The organism is Ruegeria sp. BA12, from assembly GCF_056539625.1.
The window spans coordinates 204,362-224,864 of record NZ_JBQFVF010000004.1 but is presented as its reverse complement, the minus strand read 5'-3'; the positions used below and the strand labels follow the sequence as shown (position 1 = coordinate 224,864).

Here is a 20,503-nt window from a genome sequence, read left to right as displayed (position 1 = left end):
ACTAACCAATGAAAAGATTACACAATATGCTCGATTTGTGACCTCACCTTGTCATTGTCTTCAATCTAGCGACTCTTGCCAATTCATGCACCTATTGATCTAACAATAGAAATCGCAGGAGTTCTGCCATGGTCGATATTGCGACGCGCGTGTACAATCATAAATGGAAGATTGACCCGATTGTACGGTCTTTAATCGACACAGACTTCTACAAACTGCTGATGTGCCAGTCAGTGTTTCGAAATAAGCCCCAAACGGATGTGGTTTTTTCGCTGATCAACCGGTCGAATCACATTCCACTGGCCAAATTGATCGATGAGGGTGAGCTGCGCGAACAGCTGGATCACATCCGGTCGCTGAGCCTCAGCCGGGGTGAAAGCACCTGGCTGCGCGGCAATATGTTCTATGGGAAACGGCAGATGTTCCGCTCGGATTTCATGGAGTGGTTCGAGAATCTGCGCCTGCCGCCCTACCACCTTGAGCGCAAAGGCGATCAGTACGAACTGACCTTCGAGGGCAAATGGCACGAGGTCATGCTGTGGGAAATCCCGGCGCTTGCGGTGCTGATGGAGCTGCGATCCCGGGCCGTTCTGAACAATATGCGCCGGTTCGAACTGCAGGTGCTTTATGCCCGTGCTATGACCCGCGTTTGGGAAAAAATCGATCAATTGCGCAGCATCGATGGGCTGGGCATTGCTGATTTCGGCACCCGTCGGCGGCATTCCTTCCTGTGGCAGGACTGGTGCGTGCAGGCGATGATCGAAGGGCTGGGGCCCGCGTTTACCGGCACCTCGAACTGCCTGATCGCGATGCGACGCGAGGTTGAGGCGATCGGCACCAATGCCCATGAACTGCCCATGGTCTATTCCGCGCTGGCGGAATCCGACACCGAACTGGCGCAGGCCCCCTATGACGTCCTCAGCGACTGGCACGAGGAACATGACGGCAATCTGCGCATCATCCTGCCCGACACCTATGGCACGCAGGGCTTTCTGGACAATGCGCCGGATTGGCTGGCGGGATGGACCGGTATTCGTGTCGACAGCGGAGATCCGGCAACAGGTGCCGAGATTGCCATCAACTGGTGGAAATCGCGCGGTGAGGACCCGCTGCAAAAGCGGGTAATCTTCTCGGACGGGCTGGACGTAGACAAAATCCACGAACTACACAGCCAGTTCGCTCATCGCACGAAGGTCTCGTTTGGTTGGGGCACCTTGCTGACCAATGATTTCCGTGGGCTGGTCCCACAAGACGCGCTGGCACCGTTCTCGCTGGTCTGCAAGGCGGTGTCCGCCAATGGCCGAGCAACCGTGAAACTGTCCGACAACCCGGAAAAAGCGATGGGCCCTAAGGATGAGATCGAGCGCTATAAGCGCGTCTTCGGTGTGGGTGCACAACAGTCGATCGAAGTGATTGTTTAGACCCTAACCATGGTAAGCCGCTACTGTTTTCACCTGCGAGAACCCAAACAGCGCCTCGAACCCCTTTTCGCGGCCATGACCGGACTTGCCGACACCGCCAAACGGCAACTCTACCCCGCCCCCCGCACCATAGTTGTTGATGAACACCTGTCCCGAACGCAGCTGTTTCGCCAACCGCATCTGCCGCGCACCGTCGCGGGTCCAGATGCTGGCAACCAACCCGTATTCGGTGGCGTTGGCGATCTGAACCGCCTCCTCCTCGGTTTCAAAGGGGATCAGAACCTGCACCGGTCCAAAAATTTCATCCCGAGCCAGAAGGTGATCTGACGGGACATCGGCAAAAAGGGTTGGCTGCACATATGCCCCCTCGCCGGGTGCATGATCTACGATACGCCCTTGTCCTGCGATGTTGAGGTCGGCGCCTTTGGCTAAAAACCCCTCGACGATCTGTTTCTGACGGGCCGAGATCAGGGGGCCGACCCGCAAATCTTCGGGTGCTGGACCAACAGTCAGATCGGCATAGGCGGTTGCCATGCGGGTTTTGACCTGCTCATACACCCCACGCTGCACCAGAATACGGGACGAGGCCGAGCAGGTCTGCCCGGCATTCTGAATACCCGCGTTCACCAGAAACGGCAGTGCGGCATCAAGATCGGCATCGTCAAATACCAGCTGGGGCGATTTACCGCCCAGTTCCAGCGTCACTGGCACCACGTTGCGCCCCGCCGCCTGTTGAACCAGCGCGCCGGTGGCAACTGACCCTGTGAATGAAATATGCTGCATGCCTGGATGCGCTGACAATGCCGCCCCGGCCTCGGCCCCTAACCCCGGCACCACGTTCAGCGCTCCGGCAGGTAGGCCCGCCTGTTGCGCCAGATGGGCAAAGGCAAGCGCGGTCAAACACGCCTCTTCCGCTGGCTTTAGCACGCAGGCATTGCCCATCGCCAAAGCTGCCCCGACAGAGCGGCCAATGATCTGCATCGGGTAGTTCCACGGCACTATATGCCCGGTCACTCCGTGCGGTTCGCGCAGCGTGTACACGGTGTAGCCGTCCTGATAGGGGATCGTCTCGCCCATCACCTTGTCCGCCGCGCCGCCGTAGAATTCGCAGTACCGCGCCAACGCCACGGCATCCGCACGGGCCTGTGTCAGCGGTTTTCCTACATCCATCGCCTCAAGCTGCGCCAAGTCCTCTACGCGTTCCAAAACCAGTTGGCCAAGTCGGGTCAGGACGCGGCCGCGCTCCAACGCCGTCTTTCGCCCCCAATCCCCATCCAACGCCGTTTGGGCGGCCTGCACAGCGGCATCTATATCTGGGGCATTCGCGCGAGCAATCCGGCAGATCTCGGATCCGTCAGACGGATTGATCATCGAAATCGTCTGCTGTGACGCAGGCGCGACCCAATCACCGCCGATCAGGCAAAGGCCGGGATTGAACCAGAGAGAATTGGGCATTTTGGCCTCCATATCGACTCTAACAAAGGAATTACGCGACATTTACACCGATACCGGGCAAGACCGGTGCGGCATCGATCAGGGTCCGAGTGTAAGCGTGCCGCGGGGAAGAGAATACCTGTTCGGTCTCACCCTGTTCAACAATTCTGCCCGCCTGCATCACCATCACCCGGTCCGTGATTGTCCGTACGACACTTAGATCATGGCTGATGAACAGGTAAGTCAGGTTGTAGGTGGCACACAGCTCGGCCAGCAGATCCAGAATCTGTGCCCGGACGGATACATCCAAGGCCGAGACCGCCTCATCAAACACGATCAGTTCGGGGCGAATGATCAAGGCGCGGGCAATGGCAATCCGCTGTCGTTGCCCGCCCGAGAATTCATGGATGTATTTGTTCGCATCATCCGGGCTGAGGCCCACGGCGGTCAGCATTTCGGCGATACGGTCTTGCCTCTCTGTGCCGGTGGGCGGGGATTCCAACAGGTGAAACGGCTCGGTGATCAGGCGGGCGACGCGGTGGCGCGGGTTGAAACTGCCATAGGGATCCTGAAACACCACCTGCATCTTACGTCGCACAGCGGGGTTCGGCTTGTGACCGGCAAAGACAGGCTGGTTGTCCAGTAAAATTTCACCGCTCTGCACGTCCTCCAAACCCAAAATTGCCCGTGTTAGGGTCGATTTTCCACAACCAGATTCTCCGACCAGGCCCAACCGCTCACCCCGGTGCAGGGTAAAGCTGACTTCATCGACCGCGCGGTGGTGATCCGGTCTGCTGAACAGACCTTTTCGCGGCAAGCTATAGTCGCGCACCACATTTCTCACCTCTAGCAATGGCAGGGACTCGGGCGGTTCAGGCAGCGAAACCTGATGCCCCGAGGCCTGAAACAGCTTCCGTGTATAGGGGTGCTGCATATTGTGCAGCAGGTCAGTGGTTGCACCGCTTTCGACCACCTCTCTATGGCGCATCACGACAATCTGGTCGGCCATGTCTGCCACCACCGCCAGATCGTGCGTGATCATCAGCAGCCCCATGCCATATTCGCGCGCCAGTCCTTTGAGCAGGTCGAGTATCTGCGCCTGCGTCGTCACATCCAGCGCGGTTGTCGGCTCATCCGCAATCAGCAGCTTGGGGCGCAGCGCGATAGCCATGGCGATCACGACACGCTGCCGTTGACCGCCGGACAATTCATGCGGGTATTGCGACAGCGGGAAACGGTCAGGTGGCAGGCCAACGCGGCTCAGAACCTCGTGTGCACGGGCCCGCGCCTTGGTGCGCGACATGGCCTTGTGGACCAGAATGGTTTCGATCACCTGATCGCCAATGGTTTTGACCGGGTTCAAGGCGGTCATGGGTTCCTGAAACACCATCCCAATTTTGGCCCCGCGCAGGGCGCACATTTCGCGTTCAGACTGTTTCAGCAGATTCTGACGTCCCAGCCAGATCGCGCCTTCTGTCTTTGCGCCATTTGGCAGCAATTGCATCACGGCCAGCGCGGTCATCGACTTGCCCGAGCCACTTTCACCGGTCACGGCAACAATTTGTCCGGCACCAACACACAAGCTGACCCGCTTCAGAATCTCGGCCTCATGGATGGTCAGAGAAAGGTTTTCGATCTCCAGCAAGCTCATGCGCGCGCGACTCGTATTCTGGGATCAAGCCAATCGCGCAACCCATCGCCTAACAGGTTCAGTCCCAGCACAGTGACAATAATCGCCAGCCCCGGAATCAGAGCCAAATGCGGGGCAAAACTGACCATTGTCTGCGCATCGGCCAGCATTCGACCCCAACTGGGTGTGGGCGGTTGCGCACCCAGACCGACATAAGACAAGCCCGCTTCGGCTAGGATACCCAGAGAGAACTGGATGGTCCCCTGAACGATCAGCAGGTTCGCAATATTGGGCAGAATATGCTCTGCCGATATCCGCGCCGCGCCTTTGCCCGCGACACGCGCGGCCAGAATGAACTCGCGTTCCCATAGGGACAAGGCCGCGCCACGGGTGATGCGGGCGAAGACGGGAATGTTGAAAATACCGATCGCGATGATCGCGTTGATCGCGCCTGCTCCGAACACCGCTGTGATCAGAATGGCGATGACTAGCGAGGGGAAGGCAAAGACCAAATCGTTGCCGCGCATGATCACCTCATCCAGCCATGATCCTTTACGCGCTGCCGCCGTCAGGCCCAGCGGTACGCCCAGAGCCATACCGATCCCCACCGCCACCAATGCCACCGCGATGGACGTACGAGCCCCCACCATGATCATCGAGAACATGTCACGCCCGAAATGATCTGTGCCGAACCAATGCTGTGCATTAGGCGGCTCCAGCTTGTTGGGGATATCCAGCGCCGCATATTCATACGGCGTCCAGACAAAGGACATCAGCGCCGCCAGCAAGACCAACGAGGACAATACTGAACCAAGAAGCAGGTTGCGGCTCATGACCGACCTCTCAGCCTTGGGTCCACGGCGGCATAGGCGAGATCGACCAGAAAATTCACGGTGATGACAGCAAAGACAAGCAGCATGACCACCGATTCCACCACGACCAAATCGCGGGCCGAGATCGCCTGAAACACCAGCCGCCCGAGTCCGGGCAGATAAAACACCTGCTCGATGATGATCGACCCCGCCAACAGAAACGAGAATTGCAGCCCGATGATGGTCAGAACCGGGATCAGCGCGTTGCGCACACCGTGCCGCCACAGTGCTTGACGGCGTGACAATCCCTTGGCGCGGGCAGTGCGCATGAAATCTTCGCCCAGTATATCCAGCAGCGAAGACCGCATGACCCGCGCCAAGATCGCCGCCTGCGGCAAGGCCAGCGCAATGGCGGGCAATGTCAGAGAATGCAGGCCGGTCCAGACGCCTTTGTCCCAACCCGCAAAACCTCCGGCGTTGAACCAGCGAAGGTTGATGGCAAAGATCAGCACCAGCATCATCGCGAACCAGAAATTCGGTACTGCGATACCTAATTGCGTCACCCCCATCACCGTCAGATCCCCCGGCTTGCCACGACGGGCTGCGGCGTAAATACCGGCGGGGAAGGCAATCAGGGTCGATAAGGTCAGGGCATAAAGCGCCAGCGGCAATGACACCCATAGCCTGTCCGAAATCATCTGCGACACCGGTGTTCGATAGGTGTAAGAGGTCCCAAAATCCCCCACCATCATACCGCCAATCCAGTTGAAGTAGCGCTGGATCTTGGACCCGTCCAATCCCAGCTCGGCCCGCAGGGCGGCCAGTGTGTCCTCTTGCGCGTTGACGCCCAACATGAACGAGGCCGGATCGCCTGGCGCCACCTCGATCACGGCGAAGATGACCACCGAGGCGACCACAAGGCTGATAAACAGCGATATCAGACGTTTCAGGGCATAGCGGAGCATTGAGGCCACGTTAGGATCACATATCGCGCGGGTCCAGCACCTAAGGCACCAACAGATAGGCAAAAACCGCGTAAGCGACGATGGACGCATAGCCCAGCGGATAAATCCACTTAATTGCGTAATTGTCCAGCTTTCTGGCCCCGTCCTCATGCCCGGACACTTTCAGTTTGCGCAAGGCCACGTTGAACACGATCAGTGCCCCTGTCATCAGGAACATGCATTGCAGGATGAAATCCAGAAACGTCAGGTAGCCCAGCTTGGGCAGGTCAGCAGAGATGGCCCAGTTGAAGGCCACGAAGACCAGCAGATTGCCCCCGGCAATCTCGATCCGGCGGCGGTATTCGTCGAGGAAAAACAGCGCCCAGCCCACCGAAACCAGAACCAGCATCGGCAGGAACACCCGGATCACATAATAGGTCAGGTGCCGCTTTCCTTCGAACGCCAACACAACCTGATCGCTGTCCCGGCCCGAAAGGCCAATGACCGTCGAATGCAGGACTTGTGGGTTGTCCAGTATCCACTCTTCCTCGCCCAGCAGATCACCCAGGCCAGAATACTTTTCCAGCGGATAATAGGATACGTATTCGGACGGGAAGATCGAGACAACTTCGAAGAAAAACTCCTGGGTGTCGAACGGGTATTTTCGGAAATCGAAATGCGGGGCCTGCAACGTCAGAGAGGACTTCTCGACATAGACCACATGCCCGTCATAGTGCAGCGAGGCCGCAGATTCATGTATCCATTTGTTGGATTGCTGGTTGTGAATGACAAAGGCCGGAACCACCGCCCCAATATCCGAGGTATGTTTGGCCAGCGTCCTCGGATTGAAAACCTGAAACTCGCGGCCGACCTCTTCGCGGTCGAAGGCCAGGGCCGGGTCGGTCCATTCGACACGCAGAACGACAACGGCACCATAGTTCTCTGCCTTTTGATCTACGCTGGTGACCTGATCTATCCGGATACCGATCCCCACCTTCAGCGGGTTTTCCGGCGTGCCAACCAACGCCGCAAGCCCGCCATCCAGCACGTTTTGCGCCTGCGACTTGTCGCCCAGCACACAGAAGCAGGCAGTCACAGCAACAAAACACAAAAATCGGACCAGGTTCATTTTCGGGCTCATTCGGGAACAGGCAATCCGGGGCCGGATACAGCCCCGGATCAGATTATTCGGACCAACTGATCTGGGTCAGGTCGATGGCAGCTGTTGGCGCGTTCTTCCACAGGCCCTGAACACCGGCCTTGGCGACCCCCAGCTTGGCCAACTGGAACAGGTATCCGTTGACATAATCCGTGGCGATCAGGCGCTGCATATCGCCCAGCAGTTTTTTACGCTCATCCGGGTCGGTGGTGGCGTTCAATGTCTCCATCAGTGTCTGGGCATCCAGACTGTCATACTGAAAATAATAATCGGGGCGGGCATAGATGCCGATATCCATAGGCTCGGTATGGCTGATGATGGTCAGACCGTAATCCTTGCCCTTGAACACCGATTCCAGCCACTGCGCCCATTCCACATTGATGATCTCGGCCTTGATGCCAACCTCGGCGAGTTGTGCGGCAATGATCTCGCCCCCGCGCCTTGCATATGAGGGCGGCGGCAAGTGCAAGGTGGTTTCAAACCCGTCTGCGTACCCCGCATCGGCCAGCAGCTTGGCGGCCTCTTTCGGGTCATGAGCCGAGTTGCCGGTCAGATCGACATAAGCCGGGTTATGCGGTGCGAAATGGGTACCGATGGGCGTGCCGTAGCCGAACATCGCCCCGTCAATGATCGCCTGCCGGTCGATGGCATGGGCCAGCGCCTGCCGTACGCGGATATCATCGAACGGAGGTTTCTTGTTGTTGGTCGACAGGATGGTTTCCCCTTCGGTCGACCCCACCAGCACCTGAAAGCGCGGGTCAGCCTCGAATTGAGGCAGGTTTTCGGGTGCGGGGAAGTTGTCGAAGACGTCCACATCTTCGGCCATCACCGCGGCAAAGGCGGCAGTGGGATCCGAGATGAATTTGAACGTAGCAGTCTCTAACGCAGGTTGTTCGCCCCAATAGTTGGGGTTCCGGTTTAGCGTGATGCTATCGCCCTGCACCCAGTCACCAAAGGTAAAGGCACCGGTCCCCACCGGGTTGGTCTTGATGTTGTCGATGCTTTCGGGCGCGACGATCACCGCATCCCCCCAAGCCATGTTGAACAGAAAATTGCCGTTCGGCTCGGACAGGGTGACCTTTACGGTCAGCGGATCCACAACCTCAACGCTTTCGATGCCTGCAAACAGCGCCTTTTGCGCATTGGCACTGTCTTCGGCCGTGGCGCGGTCGAGGCTGAATTTGACGTCCTCAGCATCCATGACGGTGCCGTCATGAAAGGTCACCCCGTCACGCAGCTTGAATGTATAGACAGTGCCGTCCTCGGAAATTTCCCAGCTTTCGGCCAGGCCGGGCACGACCGAGCCGTCACCCATAAAGCGGGTCAGACCCTCGAAGATATTTGTGTAAACAACCGAATCAATGGCCTGCGCGGCGGCGCTGGTCGGGTCCAGGTGTGGCGGCTCCAACTGCATCGCAATCGTAATGTCCGATTTGGCCAAAGCCTGCGAGGCAAACAGGCTGGCGCCCACCGCCAGAGCCGACGCAATACTCCGAAACATCTGCTTTGTCATGAAAAACTCTCCCTGTTTGAATCCTTGGAACCGGCTGTTTTACAGGCTTTTCTGCACTCAATGTCCCTTTAAACCTCGGGTCAATCAAGGAAATGTTCGCGCAACCGGGGTTTCTATAACCTTGTGCAATCTGCTATGCCGCACTGCAACATGAACCCCGCAGGAGCGATCATGAGCGCCACCGCCCGCAAAACAGCCCCGAATGCCGAGGACATCCGTGCCCGCAAAGGCAGCACACCATTGGTCAGTTTGACCGCCTATACCACACCGATGGCACGGCTGATGGATGCCCATTGCGACTTTGTTCTGGTCGGCGACAGCGTCGGCATGGTGCTGCATGGGCTGACCTCGACCCTGGGTGTGACGATGGAGATGATGGTGATGCATGGTCAGGCCGTTGCGCGCGGTCTGGACAGGGCGATGATGGTTATCGATATGCCCTTTGCCAGTTACGAACACGACCCGGCCCATGCCTTCAAGAATGCCGCTCGCCTGATGGCCGAAACCGGCGCAGGTGCGGTCAAGCTGGAAGGCGGCGTCGAAATGGCCGAGACCATCCGCTTTCTGGTCAAGCGCGGTATCCCGGTGATGGCGCATATCGGCCTGACGCCACAATCGATCAACACGCTGGGCGGCTACAAGGTGCAGGGTCGCGACGAACAGGCGAAGGCCGTGCTGGCCGATGCCCATGCCGTGGCCGAGGCTGGTGCATTTTCCGTTGTGCTTGAGAAGGTACCGCAAGGCCTGGCTGATCAGATCACCGCCGAGGTCGCGATTCCGACCATCGGCATTGGCGCCTCAGCCGGTTGTGATGGGCAGATTCTGGTCGTGGACGACATGGTGGGCTTTTTCACCGCGTTCAAACCGAAATTTGTCAAACGCTATGCCGAACTGGGTCCGCAAGCCGAGGCCGCCATCGCGGAATATGCCTCCGATGTGCGCGCCCGCAGCTTTCCAGCGGATGAACATGTCTTTGCCGATCAGGCTCCGGCCAAAGGACCTAAGACATGACCGCACCCATTCTGCGCCGCCTAAGTGATTTGCGCGCGCTGACGACCAAATGGCGCGGCAACGGCGAGACGATCGGTGTCGTCCCCACCATGGGCGCGCTGCATCAGGGGCACTTGTCTCTGGCCGAAGCCGCCAAGGCCGGAACCGACCGGGTGATCGTTACGGTTTTTGTGAACCCCAAACAGTTTAACAACCCCGACGATCTGGCCAATTACCCGCGGACCGAGAACGAAGATGCGCAGAAACTGGCCCCTTACGGTGTCGACGCGATCTATGTCCCCGATCCCGAGGAGATCTATCCGCGGGGCTTCGCCACCACCGTATCAGTCGCCGGTTTGACCGATGTGATGGAGGGTGAATTCCGCCCCGGCCATTTTGACGGCGTCGCCACTGTGGTCGCTAAGCTGTTCCTGCAAACGCAGGCAGATCGAGCCTATTTCGGGGAAAAAGACTATCAACAATTGATGATCGTCCGCCGCATGGCCCGCGATCTGGACATCCCCATCGAGGTGATCGGCTGCCCCACGGTGCGCGAACCCTCGGGGTTGGCGATGTCATCGCGCAACCTCCTCCTCTCGCCCGAGGGGTTGAACATTGCGGCCAACAAGCACCGGATCATGCAGGGTGTGGTCCAGTCGCTGAAAGCAGGGGCCGCGTTTGAAACTGTGGCCGCGCGGGCCGAGTCTGATCTGCTGGCGGCAGGCTTCACTCAAGTTGAATATATTCAACTGCGCTGCGCCGACACACTGGACCCGCTGACCCATGCCACACGGCCCGCTCGGCTGTTTGCGGCGGCTTGGGCGGATGGCGTGCGGCTGATCGACAATATTCCTGTCTGAACGCTCTGGCACGATCGTCATTGTTTGCGCTAAAGTCCGGCAAAACCAGACCGGAGGGGGGCGCAGGCGTGACCTATATTCTTGCCATTGATCAGGGCACCACATCATCGCGGGCCATTTTGTTCGACGCGGATATGCAGCGCGTAGGCACCGCGCAGCACGAATTCACCCAGCATTTCCCGCAGGAAGGCTGGGTCGAGCACGACGCCGAAGAAATCTGGGAGAGCGTTCTGCGCGTCTGCCGCGAAGTGATGGACTCCACCGGCGTCACCGCCGACCAGATCGCAGGCATCGGCATCACCAACCAGCGCGAAACCACTGTGGTCTGGGACCGCACCACCGGTCAACCACTCCACAACGCCATCGTCTGGCAGGACCGCCGCACCGCCGAGATTTGCGCGCGCTATAAACGGGCGGGGTGCGAAGATGACGTGACCGCTCAGACCGGGCTGCTGCTGGACCCCTATTTCTCGGGCACCAAGGTCAAATGGCTGCTGGATACTGTGCCCGGCGCGCGCGAACGGGCTGAGGTCGGAGAGCTGATGTTCGGCACCATCGACTGTTTCCTGATCTGGCGTCTGACCGAGGGGCGCAGCCACGCCACCGACGCGACCAATGCCGCACGCACCCTGTTGTTCGACATCAACAAAGGCGAGTGGAGTGCCGAAATTTGCGACCTGCTGGACGTACCGATGAACATGCTGCCAGAGGTGCATGATTGTGCCTCGGACTTCGGAAATACGACCCTATTCGGGGGGGATATCCCAATTCTGGGCGTGGCGGGAGATCAGCAGGCCGCAACCATCGGGCAGGCCTGTTTTCAACCCGGCATGATGAAATCGACCTACGGTACGGGGTGTTTTGCCCTGCTGAATACCGGGGACAAACCGGTTGAATCCAAAAATCGCCTGCTGACGACGATTGCCTATCAGTTGGACGGCAAGCGCACCTATGCGCTGGAGGGGTCGATCTTTGTGGCCGGGGCCGCTGTGCAATGGCTACGCGATGCGTTGCAGATCATTGAGAGCGCCCCGGAAAGTGGTGAACTTGCCCAAAAAGCCGATCCAAACCAGCATGTGGTGCTGGTACCTGCCTTTACCGGCCTCGGCGCGCCCTATTGGAAGCCCGACTGCCGTGGCGCGGTGTTTGGCCTGACCCGCAATTCCGGCCGCGCGGAGTTCGCCAAGGCCACGCTGGAAAGCATCGCCTATCAAACCCGCGATCTGTGGCACGCCATGCAGGGCGACTGGGGCGCGGACACCGATGTCACCCTGCGCGTGGATGGCGGTGCCAGCGCCTCGGACTGGGCGATGCAGGGGCTGTCGGACTATCTGGGGGCCGAGGTCGACCGCCCGGTGATGCAGGAAACCACCGCATTAGGGGCGGCCTGGCTGGCCGGCATGCGCGCCGGTGTTTATCCGGACCAACAGGGTTTTTCCGAAACCTGGGCACTGGATCGTCGGTTTGAACCGGAATTGTCCGCCCAAGAACGCGACGCCGCATATGATCGCTGGAAACGCGCGGTTGAGGCCGCGATGGCCTTCTAGCTGTGATCCTTCATCAGCCGCTGTTTCTGCCGTGACCAGTCCCGCTTGGCCTGAGTCTCACGCTTGTCGTGCAGCTTTTTACCTTTGGCGATGCCGATCTTCAGCTTCGCCCGGCCCTTGTGGTTGAAATACAAAACCAGCGGCACCAGCGTCATGCCCTTGCGCTGGGTGGCATTCCACAGATTCGACAGCTCTTTGCGCGACACCAGCAGCTTGCGGCGGCGGCGTTCTTCGTGCTTGAAAACCTTCGCCTGCTCATAAGGCGCGATATAGCTGTTGATCAGCCACAGCTCGCCATCCTCGACCGAAGCATAGCTTTCGGCAATGTTTGACCCACCAACGCGCAGGGATTTGACCTCGGACCCTTCCAGCACGATGCCGCACTCGATATCGTCCTCGATCGCGTAATCGAAGCGCGCACGCCGGTTTTCGGCGATAACTTTGTAATTCGGGTCTGTCTTTTGCTTGGCCATGACGCGTTGATTTAGGCGGCTTGGGCGGCCCTTGCAAGCCGTTGCGGTCAGGACGTGGCCGAGATGATCAGATCAGGACCGAAAATCGTGTCGGCGTGACTGTGCAGATAGATCTTCAGCCACGGCGTGAACCGCTGCGGATGTCGTTGCACTTCAGCCAGCAGATCATGGTAGTCGATCCACCGGATATCCATGACTTCGTCTGGATTAGGCTCGATTTTAAGCGGCCCACGAACATGAGCCAGAAAGATATCGACCACTTCGTGTTCGATCATGTTGTTGCCAACATCGGCGTGATATTCCAGCCGGTGCCGGTATTCCGGGTACAAGCCGGTGATCCCCAGCTCTTCGCGCAAACGACGCACGGCACATTCCGAGGGCGTCTCGCCCCAATCGGGATGGGTGCAGCAGGTATTCGCCCACAGGCCCGGCGTATGGTATTTGCCCAAAGCCCGGCGTTGCATCAAGATCTCGGTGCCGCGCACGACAAAGACCGACACTGCCTTGTGCCGCAGGCCCTTTTCATGCGCCTCAAGCTTGTCCACGGGGGTCAATTCACCATCAACCCAGGCCGGGATCATGATTCCCATCTGTCGTCTCCTGCTGCCGATCCGCCAGGGCGGCGGGATGTATGGAATTGGCTGCCGCCGGACCGGCTTGGCTTTGCGAAGTCATGCAAGGGCATGATGAACCGCGTATCCCCAAGGTGACCTTGATCCAAGCTGTTATCAATCGCACGAAAGGCCGCAGGGGGCTGCGGCCTTTTGCAATCTTTCGAATGGTCTGGTTTTTCAGACGTTATTCGCCCGAGACACTGACGATATAGGCATAGACGTCTTCGCCGCCCTTCTTCAACTTGAAGGTCATTTTCGACTTGGCCGATGTCTCACCCAGGTAATCTTTCAAAAACGCCTTGGGATCCTGCGCGTATTCGACAAAGGTGGCTTCATCCCAGACCAGACCGTTTTCACCAGCCTCAACGATGCTGTCTCCGTATTTGAACCCTTCGACGGTACCCGCGGTGCGGCCCGCGATACCGTAAAGGTTCGGACCGGTCTTACCGCCCTTGACGATGACTTCACCGGCCGGGTCAGCGATCTGATGGCAGGATTTGCATTTATTGAAGGCCTTTTTGCCGGCCTCGGCGTCACCTTCCGCATAGGCAGGAAGGGCCAGCAGGCCGACAATTGCGGTAGCGAGGATACGATTCATGAGTTTTGCTCCGATACGAATTGGCTGCACCGAATGGACCGTCGGCGCAAAAAAGAGTCAACGCGCAGATTGCCGCGCGAGGGTAATGTGCCCTGCGGCATAAAGACAGTCCTTAACTTTTGTCATGTGGTGCGGTCCAACAGGGCAATAGATCGCCCGCTGCCGGGGTCGCCAGATAAATAGCCCGCGCAATAGCTCGTGCCAGACAGACCGAGGCCGCATGTCCGATCAGCCCCAAGCCGGCTTCGGCGTCGATAGTCTGCGCGCCAGTGCTGACCGCAAAGACCAGATCTCCGTCCCCTGGTGTGTGTGCCGGCAGAATGGCGCGGGCAATGCCATCATGTGCTGCCACTGCCAGTCGCTGGCACTGCGATTTCGACAAGGCAGCATCCGTGCCCACAATAGCGATTGTCGTGTTGCCCTTATCCGGCTCGGCAAGTCGCATCGCCTGCGCCTTGAGGCTGGGAGCAGGAAAGCCAAGACCGGCACTTGAATCAGATCCTAAACCGCCAAATTCGTCTCCAAACTCGAACGGCGCTGCCCAGAAATGGCGGTCGCCGGGTGTTGTCACACTGCCCAACGGGTTGGCCGCAACCAGGGCACCGACGGTCACCCCATTGTCCAGAACCAATGAGGCGGACCCGAGCCCCCCCTTGTGCCGCGCCGCCAAAGCGCCGGTTCCGGCCCCCGCTGTGCCTAACGCAAAATCCACATCTGCGTCGTCAAAAGCCGCTCGTCCCAGCGCGCGATATGGGTTTTCAACCCAATCCTTGTCTCCGCCGTTCAACAAATCAAACAGGATCGCTCCGGGCACAATGGGCACCACGGTATCGCCCACTGGATACCCCCTGCCCCGCGACCGCAATGCATCCGAGACGCCAGAACAGGCATCCAGTCCAAAGGCCGACCCACCGGACAAAGCAATTGCATCCACTTGCGAGACCGATTTATCCGGCGCCAGCAGATCGGTTTCCCGCGAACCCGGCGCACCACCCATCACATGGACCGACGCGGTAAAGGCCTGATCTGCCGTCAGGACAGTTGTTCCCGATTTCAACGCAGCGTCCTGCGCATTTCCGACCCTCAGGCCAGAGACATCGGTGATCAGGTTACAGGGTCCGGGGATCATGGATGGACCTCAGATACAACGGCCACCGTCGACCTCCAAAGCAGCGCCGGTGATCATGCTCGCCTCGTCCGAACACAGGAAACAGGCGGCGTTGGCCATGTCGTCGGGGGTCGAGAAACGCCCCAGCGGGATGGTCGACAGGAACTTGGCGCGCATTTCAGGCGTATCTTCTCCCATGAAGGATTTCAGCAGTGGTGTTTCCCCGGCCACCGGGCAGAGCGCGTTTACACGCACCCCCGAAGGCGCAAGTTCCACCGCCATTGTCTTGGTGGCCGTGATCATCCAGCCCTTGGACGCGTTGTACCAATTCAGGTTCGGACGTGGCGACAGCCCCGCGGTCGAGGCCACGTTCAGGATCGCACCCGCCCCGCGCGCTTTCATCGCTGGCACCAGCGCCCGTGCGGTCAGATAGACCGATTTCATGTTCACGTTGAAGACGCGGTCAAATTCCTCTTCGGTGACATTCTCTAGCGGCGTCGGCAGATGCGTGACACCGGCATTGTTCACCAGAATATCCAATTGCCCGAACCGATCCATCGCCATATCCGCCATGGCCTGCACCGAGACTGCATTCGCCACGTCGACCATCTGAGCAATCGCATTCGGCCCAAGCTGATTTGCCTGAACCTCGGCCGCGTCACCATTGATATCGGCAATCATGACCCGCGCGCCTTCGGACAGGAATTTCTGCACGATCCCGGCACCAAAGCCAGACGCGCCACCGGTTACAATCGCGGTTTTCCCCTCTAACCTCATGATCTTGCTCTCCCTTGCCCTATCAAACTAGCAAGGCACCGTGAAACTGCCAGTTCAATCTTCTGCGACCTTGCCGCGCAGCGCCTTCACATCCGAGCGCGCTTTTTTGGCCGCCAGCCGCCGTTTGACCGAGCCATAGGTGGGTTTCGTCGCAATCCGCCGCTTGGGTTTCACCAGCGCGCGGACGATCAGTTCAACCAGACGGGCGCGGGCAATCTCGCGGTTGCGGGCTTGGCTGCGGGTTTCTTCGCATTGAATGATGATCGCGCCATCTTTGGTCCAGCGCCGCCCGGCCAACCGTTTCAGCCTGTTTTTGACCGGATCGGGCAAGGAGGGCGAGCGCGCAGCCTCGAACCGCAGCTCAACTGCGGTCGAGACCTTGTTCACGTTCTGACCACCGGGACCGGACGAGCGGACAAAGCTCTCGGTCATTTCCCAGTCCTGCAGGGTGATATCGTCGGTGATGCGCAACATGAAGTGGACCTTATCCGGCACAAGCAGAAACAAAAAGGGCCGCCCCGGCGGGACGGCCCTTCGAAAGTACAGGAGGTTGGGTCGGTTAGATCAATCGACCAGCCGGAGCGAGCGCTCCGCCAAGGGCTGCCCTAACAGGCGATCCCCCCGGTTGTTCCGACACCTCTCTCCAATCTCTTTCTCGACACTGGATCACCTCCTTTTCTATCTGTTGCGGTTAACTTTGAGCCTGACACAAGATGCGCCATTCTCAAAGCACTTTTTTTGCAAGCTAAGCGGTCAACCGCGCCTTTATGCCGGGTGCGCGGTCAACCGCGCAACAATCACCTTGAACGGGATCAGCGCAATCATCGCCAGCGACAACTTCACCAGCCAGTCGGCAAAGGCCAGCGTCACCCACAGGGGCACCATCGGACCAGTCAACATGAAGGGCACAGGCTCCCACGCCCAGTTGATCGCCGCATCAGCATTGGCACCGAAAACCGTGACAGAAGCTGAGAATGCGATGGTGAAAAACAGCGCGGTGTCCAGCGCCGAGCCAACCAGGGTCGACACCAGCGGCGCGCGCCACCAGCGACCACCGCGAAGCGAATTGAACACGGTGACATCGGTCAGCTGTGCAATCAGAAACGCCGTCCCCGAGGCAACAGCGATCCGCAGCGGTACGGCGGCATAGGTGAACCCGTCACCTTGCAGCATGATCTGGCTGCCGATCAGCGAACAGATGATGCCGGTGACAAACCCAGCAAACACCACCTTGCGGGCCGTGGCCACGCCATAGACGCGGTTCATGATGTCGGTGACCAGAAAGGCCAGCGGATAGGTAAAAGCACCCCAGGTCAGCAGCCCGTCAAAAATCAGGAACTGAACCAGAATGTTCGAGGCCACAACAATGGCGGCCATGGCAATAATGCCGGGTATATAAGCGCGTTGCATGTTTTCAGATGCCCGTTTTGACAAGGTAGCGGCGACTTGGCCTAGGGACCGTCCCAAGGCAAGCCGTGCGTTTAGACCTTTGGTTGGGATGTGTCAATCCGGTAGCAGATACTCCACCAGTTCAGTGCGCTGAAGGACCAGAAAGTTGTCGTCCGAGATCATCGTGGCGCGCAACCGCCCCTGATCATCGCGCCAAACCGACAACCCTTCGAGGTTATCATGCGTGCCTGTGCCGGTCGTAAACAGGTTTTCTTCGGCACCGACAGAATCCTCTGTGATCTGCCACCGCCGCAGGCGGGTGCGGAACCCTGTCAGGGACAGGGCTCGTTCCAATAAATAGAACCGACCATCCGGACCAAAATCGGCAGATACAGGCAAGAATTTGCCCCGCTGTGGCAACACGAAAGGGGTCGACCAACCCTGCCCGTCCCAGCGATAAATGGGGATATCGCCTGCTTCGGTCCGGCTTCTTTCGGGAAGGGTATACAGCCACCCCTGATTGTCGATTGCCAAGGCTTCGAACGACCCATTCAGTTTCAGATTTTCAAACGCCTTTGGGCGCGGCAGCACCCGCGCTTCGGCGTCGGGAGTCGCGTACCGGGCAACGCGATGCACTGACTCAAATGAGATGTAATGGCTACCGTCCGGTGCGACCGCAATGCCTTCGGAATCCCCTGCTTCGCCGGATAAGGGCCGTCCTGTGCTGGAGAGAACCGGCCAGTTCCCGGTGATCCGGACCCCTGTAATGTCATCCTCATCCCGCGCAATGGTCGCGCGGACAAGAACCGACCGGTCACTAAGCGCAAGCATATGCCGACCGTTGTCCGAGATATACAGGGCTGAAAACCCGCCAAACCATTCCGCCGGGTGGCGCCAGACAAAGCTGTTTAAGTATGTGGCCGTCTTGACCTCGACCGCCCAAACCGCACCCGCCAGCAAAGTAGCAATCAGTTGGATTGCAAGACTGCGGCGCATTGCTGGGGCAAATCGGTCAGAACATACTCGCGGCGTTTCTTCGGCGCAGGCGCGTTCGGGTCAGGTGGCGGCGGGTTGAGGATGTTGCGCACCCATTGCTGCGCCTCGGCACACCCATCACCTTTGGGCGGCGCGTCCTGATTGACACAGCCGCGCGAGCCCTTGGGGCATTTCAGACGCACGTGGAAATGATAATGATGCCCCCACCATGGCCTGATCTTGCGCAGATAGGCCTTGTTGCCTTTCTCATCATTGCACATCTGAACCTTGGCGCCGGGAAAGACGAAAATCCGCGCCACGCGCTTGTCCTTTGCCGCCTCACGCAGCACGGCGTGGTGCTGTGCCGTCCAATTGCCATTCACATAGGCCCCGTTGGCGCGGCGCAGGGAAATCGACGAGATATTCTCGCGCGCTTTGCGCGACAGCCGCATGTTGTCGCCGGGCAGCATCCAGATATCAATGTCCAACCCCAACTGGTGGCTGCGATGACCAGAAGTCATCGGACCACCACGCGGTTGGCTGATATCCCCTATATAGAGACCATTCCACCCCGGTTGCCGGGCCGCAAACTTGCTGAGGTCCTGTACGTAATCCACCGCCTCCGGGTGGCCCCAGTTGCGATTACGCGACAGGCGCATGGCTTGCCATGTCGGCCCCGTTTCGGGCAGTTGCACCGACCCCGCGGCACATCCGCGCGAATAACTGCCGAACGCGGCCGGTTTTTGCTGTGAACTTTGCTTTTGCGCCCCGAACAATTGCTTGGCCAAGGGCTGCGCCCCGGCTGCTCCTGCCAATGTCATCGCGGCGATTATTGCTAAAAAACGTAGTAAAATCATCTGCTCTGATCCCCTTCCGGTTTAACCCAGCGCATTAGGAACAGGCCCAGAATAAACAACAGAATGATCGGTGACACCCCCAACCGCGCACTGCCCGTAACAGTTGTGGCAATCCCGATTAGCAAAGGCGCGGCAAAAGATGTCGCGCGGCCGGACAGGCCGTAAAGGCCAAAGCTTTCGACTGGCGTGTTTGGGTCGGTATGGCGCACCATCATGGATCGGCTGGCCGATTGCAGGATACCGCCCATACCGCCGATCAGAACTCCGCAGCCAAAGAACACCAGATCCGGCAGGCCTGACCCTTCGGGCAAGGAGATGCCGTAAATCTGCGTCCGATCCATCGACACCACGGTGATGCAGACAAAGATCAGCACCCAGATCGCGACCAAAATAACTGGTTTAGGGCCGTATTTCTTATCCATCTTGCCACCGACCCACGCAAAGATGGCCGAGGCCAGAACACTGACAATCCCGAACACTCCGATCTTGATCAGCCCCCATTCCAATACCAGCCGTGCATAGACACCGCCGAAACTGTACAGCCCGTTCAGCGCATCGCGGTAGAACATGGAGGAACCCAGATAGGTCGCCAGACTGACCCGGTGCCGCAAGTCTGAGATGGATTTGCCCAGCAAGTGTAGCGCCTCACGCAGGCTGCCAGTCTTGTTACTGTCCGGGTCATCACGCACCCAAAGGAAATAGGGCACCATGAACAGGATGAACCAACCGGCGGTAAAGGGACCGACGAACCGCGTGCCCTGCTGGCTCGCCGCATCCAGCCCGAACATCGGGTCCATGCCAATCAGCGTCTTGCCGTTGGGCTGTTCGACGAACAGCAACAGCATGATCGCCAATGAAATCAACCCGCCGAAATAGCCAAACGCAAAGCCCGAACCCGAAATTTCGCCCACTTCATTGTCATCGCCCAGATCAGGCAGCTGAGAGTTGATGAAGATCAGCGCATACTCCGCGCCGACAAAACCCAGCCCAAAGGCCGACAGCATCAGCCACATGTTCGAGCCATCGGGCAGCGTGTACCAAAGCGCGGCAGATCCCACCGCGTACATCGCCGAAAAGGCAAAGATCCACGGAATGCGCCGCCCCGACACATCCGCCATCGCACCCAGCAAAGGCGCGCCAAAGGCGATGATCAACCCGGTGATGGTCAGGCAATTGGCCCAAACCGTCTGCGCCCGCGCGGCGGCGGCCTGCGGCTCTAGCCCGGTGCCCGAAAAATACCCCGCCGCAACCCCGGCGAAATAGGGGCCGAACACAAAGGTGACCAGAAGGGTGTGATACGGCTGGCTGGCCCAGTCGAAAAACCACCAGCCCCAGATGCGCCTGCGTTTGGAAATCTCTGCCATAACCGCCCCTGTTTATTGTTGTTTTCATATGACGGGGC

General features: G+C 58.9%; 20 protein-coding genes. 4 read left to right on the top strand and 16 right to left on the bottom strand.

All coding sequences use genetic code 11. From position 1 onward, the window contains the following. The first annotated feature begins 128 nt into the window (after positions 1-128). Entirely contained in the window at positions 129-1,421 is a 1,293-nt protein-coding gene (gene pncB, locus ACR0B0_RS10585; protein ID WP_170349731.1) for a nicotinate phosphoribosyltransferase, read from the top strand. A 3-nt stretch (positions 1,422-1,424) separates the two neighbouring features. On the opposite strand, the gene ACR0B0_RS10580 is transcribed toward pncB, so the two are convergent. From ACR0B0_RS10580 to ACR0B0_RS10555, 6 genes are read right to left on the bottom strand one after another with little or no spacing between them, the layout of a single operon-like run. Then, complete coding sequence (locus ACR0B0_RS10580) at positions 1,425-2,876, bottom strand: aldehyde dehydrogenase family protein (protein ID WP_480647703.1); 1,452 nt, start codon at positions 2,874-2,876, stop codon at positions 1,425-1,427. 31 nt (positions 2,877-2,907) lie between these two features. Then, positions 2,908-4,506 (bottom strand): ABC transporter ATP-binding protein, encoded by a 1,599-nt coding sequence (locus tag ACR0B0_RS10575; RefSeq protein ID WP_480647701.1) that lies wholly within the window; start codon positions 4,504-4,506, stop codon positions 2,908-2,910. Beyond that, positions 4,503-5,318, bottom strand: coding sequence for an ABC transporter permease (locus ACR0B0_RS10570; RefSeq protein WP_480647698.1), 816 nt, complete (start codon positions 5,316-5,318; stop codon positions 4,503-4,505). The genes ACR0B0_RS10575 and ACR0B0_RS10570 overlap by 4 nt, the downstream gene beginning before the upstream one ends. Continuing rightward, positions 5,315-6,262 (bottom strand): ABC transporter permease, encoded by a 948-nt coding sequence (locus tag ACR0B0_RS10565; protein ID WP_480647696.1) that lies wholly within the window; start codon positions 6,260-6,262, stop codon positions 5,315-5,317. The genes ACR0B0_RS10570 and ACR0B0_RS10565 overlap by 4 nt, the downstream gene beginning before the upstream one ends. A gap of 40 nt (positions 6,263-6,302) precedes the next feature. Further along, on the bottom strand, positions 6,303-7,370 hold the full coding sequence (locus tag ACR0B0_RS10560; protein ID WP_480647694.1) for a ligand-gated ion channel: 1,068 nt from the start codon (positions 7,368-7,370) through the stop codon (positions 6,303-6,305). 55 nt (positions 7,371-7,425) lie between these two features. Next, the gene (locus ACR0B0_RS10555; protein WP_480647692.1) at positions 7,426-8,913 is read right to left on the bottom strand and encodes an ABC transporter substrate-binding protein; all 1,488 of its coding nucleotides are present in this window, start codon (positions 8,911-8,913) and stop codon (positions 7,426-7,428) included. Positions 8,914-9,084: 171 nt separating this feature from the next. Between ACR0B0_RS10555 and panB the strand changes: the two genes are divergently transcribed. The 3 genes from panB to glpK all read left to right on the top strand — a co-directional run bounded on the left by panB (position 9,085) and on the right by glpK (position 12,310). Next, complete coding sequence (gene panB, locus ACR0B0_RS10550; protein ID WP_170349724.1) at positions 9,085-9,924, top strand: 3-methyl-2-oxobutanoate hydroxymethyltransferase; 840 nt, start codon at positions 9,085-9,087, stop codon at positions 9,922-9,924. Beyond that, positions 9,921-10,763: a pantoate--beta-alanine ligase gene (gene panC / locus ACR0B0_RS10545; protein ID WP_170349723.1), complete on the top strand. Its 843-nt coding sequence runs from the start codon at positions 9,921-9,923 to the stop codon at positions 10,761-10,763. Before panB ends, panC begins: the two co-directional genes overlap by 4 nt. Positions 10,764-10,831: 68 nt before the next feature. Further along, positions 10,832-12,310 (top strand): glycerol kinase GlpK, encoded by a 1,479-nt coding sequence (gene glpK, locus ACR0B0_RS10540; RefSeq protein WP_425081326.1) that lies wholly within the window; start codon positions 10,832-10,834, stop codon positions 12,308-12,310. Here the strand turns inward: glpK and smpB are convergent. From smpB to ACR0B0_RS10490, 10 genes are all read right to left on the bottom strand, one after another. Beyond that, entirely contained in the window at positions 12,307-12,783 is a 477-nt protein-coding gene (gene smpB / locus ACR0B0_RS10535) for an SsrA-binding protein SmpB (protein ID WP_170360845.1), read from the bottom strand. The two genes, glpK and smpB, sit on opposite strands and share 4 nt — an antisense overlap. A 47-nt stretch (positions 12,784-12,830) precedes the next feature. Continuing rightward, complete coding sequence (gene idi, locus ACR0B0_RS10530; protein WP_170349720.1) at positions 12,831-13,373, bottom strand: isopentenyl-diphosphate Delta-isomerase; 543 nt, start codon at positions 13,371-13,373, stop codon at positions 12,831-12,833. Between the two features lie 208 nt (positions 13,374-13,581). Further along, positions 13,582-13,995 (bottom strand): c-type cytochrome, encoded by a 414-nt coding sequence (locus tag ACR0B0_RS10525; RefSeq protein ID WP_170349719.1) that lies wholly within the window; start codon positions 13,993-13,995, stop codon positions 13,582-13,584. Positions 13,996-14,107: 112 nt separating this feature from the next. After that, complete coding sequence (locus tag ACR0B0_RS10520; RefSeq protein WP_480647690.1) at positions 14,108-15,124, bottom strand: P1 family peptidase; 1,017 nt, start codon at positions 15,122-15,124, stop codon at positions 14,108-14,110. A 9-nt stretch (positions 15,125-15,133) separates the two neighbouring features. Then, positions 15,134-15,880: an SDR family oxidoreductase gene (locus tag ACR0B0_RS10515; RefSeq protein WP_480647688.1), complete on the bottom strand. Its 747-nt coding sequence runs from the start codon at positions 15,878-15,880 to the stop codon at positions 15,134-15,136. Positions 15,881-15,934: 54 nt separating this feature from the next. Beyond that, complete coding sequence (gene arfB / locus ACR0B0_RS10510) at positions 15,935-16,354, bottom strand: alternative ribosome rescue aminoacyl-tRNA hydrolase ArfB (protein WP_480647686.1); 420 nt, start codon at positions 16,352-16,354, stop codon at positions 15,935-15,937. A 291-nt stretch (positions 16,355-16,645) separates the two neighbouring features. Further along, positions 16,646-17,290 (bottom strand): queuosine precursor transporter, encoded by a 645-nt coding sequence (locus tag ACR0B0_RS10505; RefSeq protein ID WP_480647684.1) that lies wholly within the window; start codon positions 17,288-17,290, stop codon positions 16,646-16,648. Positions 17,291-17,383: 93 nt separating this feature from the next. Continuing rightward, positions 17,384-18,265, bottom strand: coding sequence for an esterase-like activity of phytase family protein (locus ACR0B0_RS10500; RefSeq protein ID WP_480647682.1), 882 nt, complete (start codon positions 18,263-18,265; stop codon positions 17,384-17,386). Further along, positions 18,238-19,101, bottom strand: a complete 864-nt coding sequence (gene mepA, locus ACR0B0_RS10495) for a penicillin-insensitive murein endopeptidase (RefSeq protein ID WP_170376310.1) — start codon at positions 19,099-19,101, stop codon at positions 18,238-18,240. The genes ACR0B0_RS10500 and mepA overlap by 28 nt, the downstream gene beginning before the upstream one ends. Continuing rightward, on the bottom strand, positions 19,098-20,465 hold the full coding sequence (locus ACR0B0_RS10490; protein WP_480647680.1) for an MFS transporter: 1,368 nt from the start codon (positions 20,463-20,465) through the stop codon (positions 19,098-19,100). The genes mepA and ACR0B0_RS10490 overlap by 4 nt, the downstream gene beginning before the upstream one ends. Positions 20,466-20,503: the final 38 nt, after the last annotated feature.

Bases quoted from the DNA above. Each gene is read 5' to 3' on its own strand.
- pncB (WP_170349731.1), top strand. From the start codon at position 129: ATGGTCGATATTGCGACGCGCGTGTACAATCATAAATGGAAGATTGAC.
- ACR0B0_RS10580 (WP_480647703.1), bottom strand. From the start codon at position 2,876: ATGCCCAATTCTCTCTGGTTCAATCCCGGCCTTTGCCTGATCGGCGGT.
- ACR0B0_RS10575 (WP_480647701.1), bottom strand. From the start codon at position 4,506: ATGAGCTTGCTGGAGATCGAAAACCTTTCTCTGACCATCCATGAGGCC.
- ACR0B0_RS10570 (WP_480647698.1), bottom strand. From the start codon at position 5,318: ATGAGCCGCAACCTGCTTCTTGGTTCAGTATTGTCCTCGTTGGTCTTG.
- ACR0B0_RS10565 (WP_480647696.1), bottom strand. From the start codon at position 6,262: ATGCTCCGCTATGCCCTGAAACGTCTGATATCGCTGTTTATCAGCCTT.
- ACR0B0_RS10560 (WP_480647694.1), bottom strand. From the start codon at position 7,370: ATGAACCTGGTCCGATTTTTGTGTTTTGTTGCTGTGACTGCCTGCTTC.
- ACR0B0_RS10555 (WP_480647692.1), bottom strand. From the start codon at position 8,913: ATGACAAAGCAGATGTTTCGGAGTATTGCGTCGGCTCTGGCGGTGGGC.
- panB (WP_170349724.1), top strand. From the start codon at position 9,085: ATGAGCGCCACCGCCCGCAAAACAGCCCCGAATGCCGAGGACATCCGT.
- panC (WP_170349723.1), top strand. From the start codon at position 9,921: ATGACCGCACCCATTCTGCGCCGCCTAAGTGATTTGCGCGCGCTGACG.
- smpB (WP_170360845.1), bottom strand. From the start codon at position 12,783: ATGGCCAAGCAAAAGACAGACCCGAATTACAAAGTTATCGCCGAAAAC.
- idi (WP_170349720.1), bottom strand. From the start codon at position 13,373: ATGGGAATCATGATCCCGGCCTGGGTTGATGGTGAATTGACCCCCGTG.
- ACR0B0_RS10525 (WP_170349719.1), bottom strand. From the start codon at position 13,995: ATGAATCGTATCCTCGCTACCGCAATTGTCGGCCTGCTGGCCCTTCCT.
- ACR0B0_RS10520 (WP_480647690.1), bottom strand. From the start codon at position 15,124: ATGATCCCCGGACCCTGTAACCTGATCACCGATGTCTCTGGCCTGAGG.
- ACR0B0_RS10515 (WP_480647688.1), bottom strand. From the start codon at position 15,880: ATGAGGTTAGAGGGGAAAACCGCGATTGTAACCGGTGGCGCGTCTGGC.
- arfB (WP_480647686.1), bottom strand. From the start codon at position 16,354: ATGTTGCGCATCACCGACGATATCACCCTGCAGGACTGGGAAATGACC.
- ACR0B0_RS10505 (WP_480647684.1), bottom strand. From the start codon at position 17,290: ATGCAACGCGCTTATATACCCGGCATTATTGCCATGGCCGCCATTGTT.
- ACR0B0_RS10500 (WP_480647682.1), bottom strand. From the start codon at position 18,265: ATGCGCCGCAGTCTTGCAATCCAACTGATTGCTACTTTGCTGGCGGGT.
- mepA (WP_170376310.1), bottom strand. From the start codon at position 19,101: ATGATTTTACTACGTTTTTTAGCAATAATCGCCGCGATGACATTGGCA.
- ACR0B0_RS10490 (WP_480647680.1), bottom strand. From the start codon at position 20,465: ATGGCAGAGATTTCCAAACGCAGGCGCATCTGGGGCTGGTGGTTTTTC.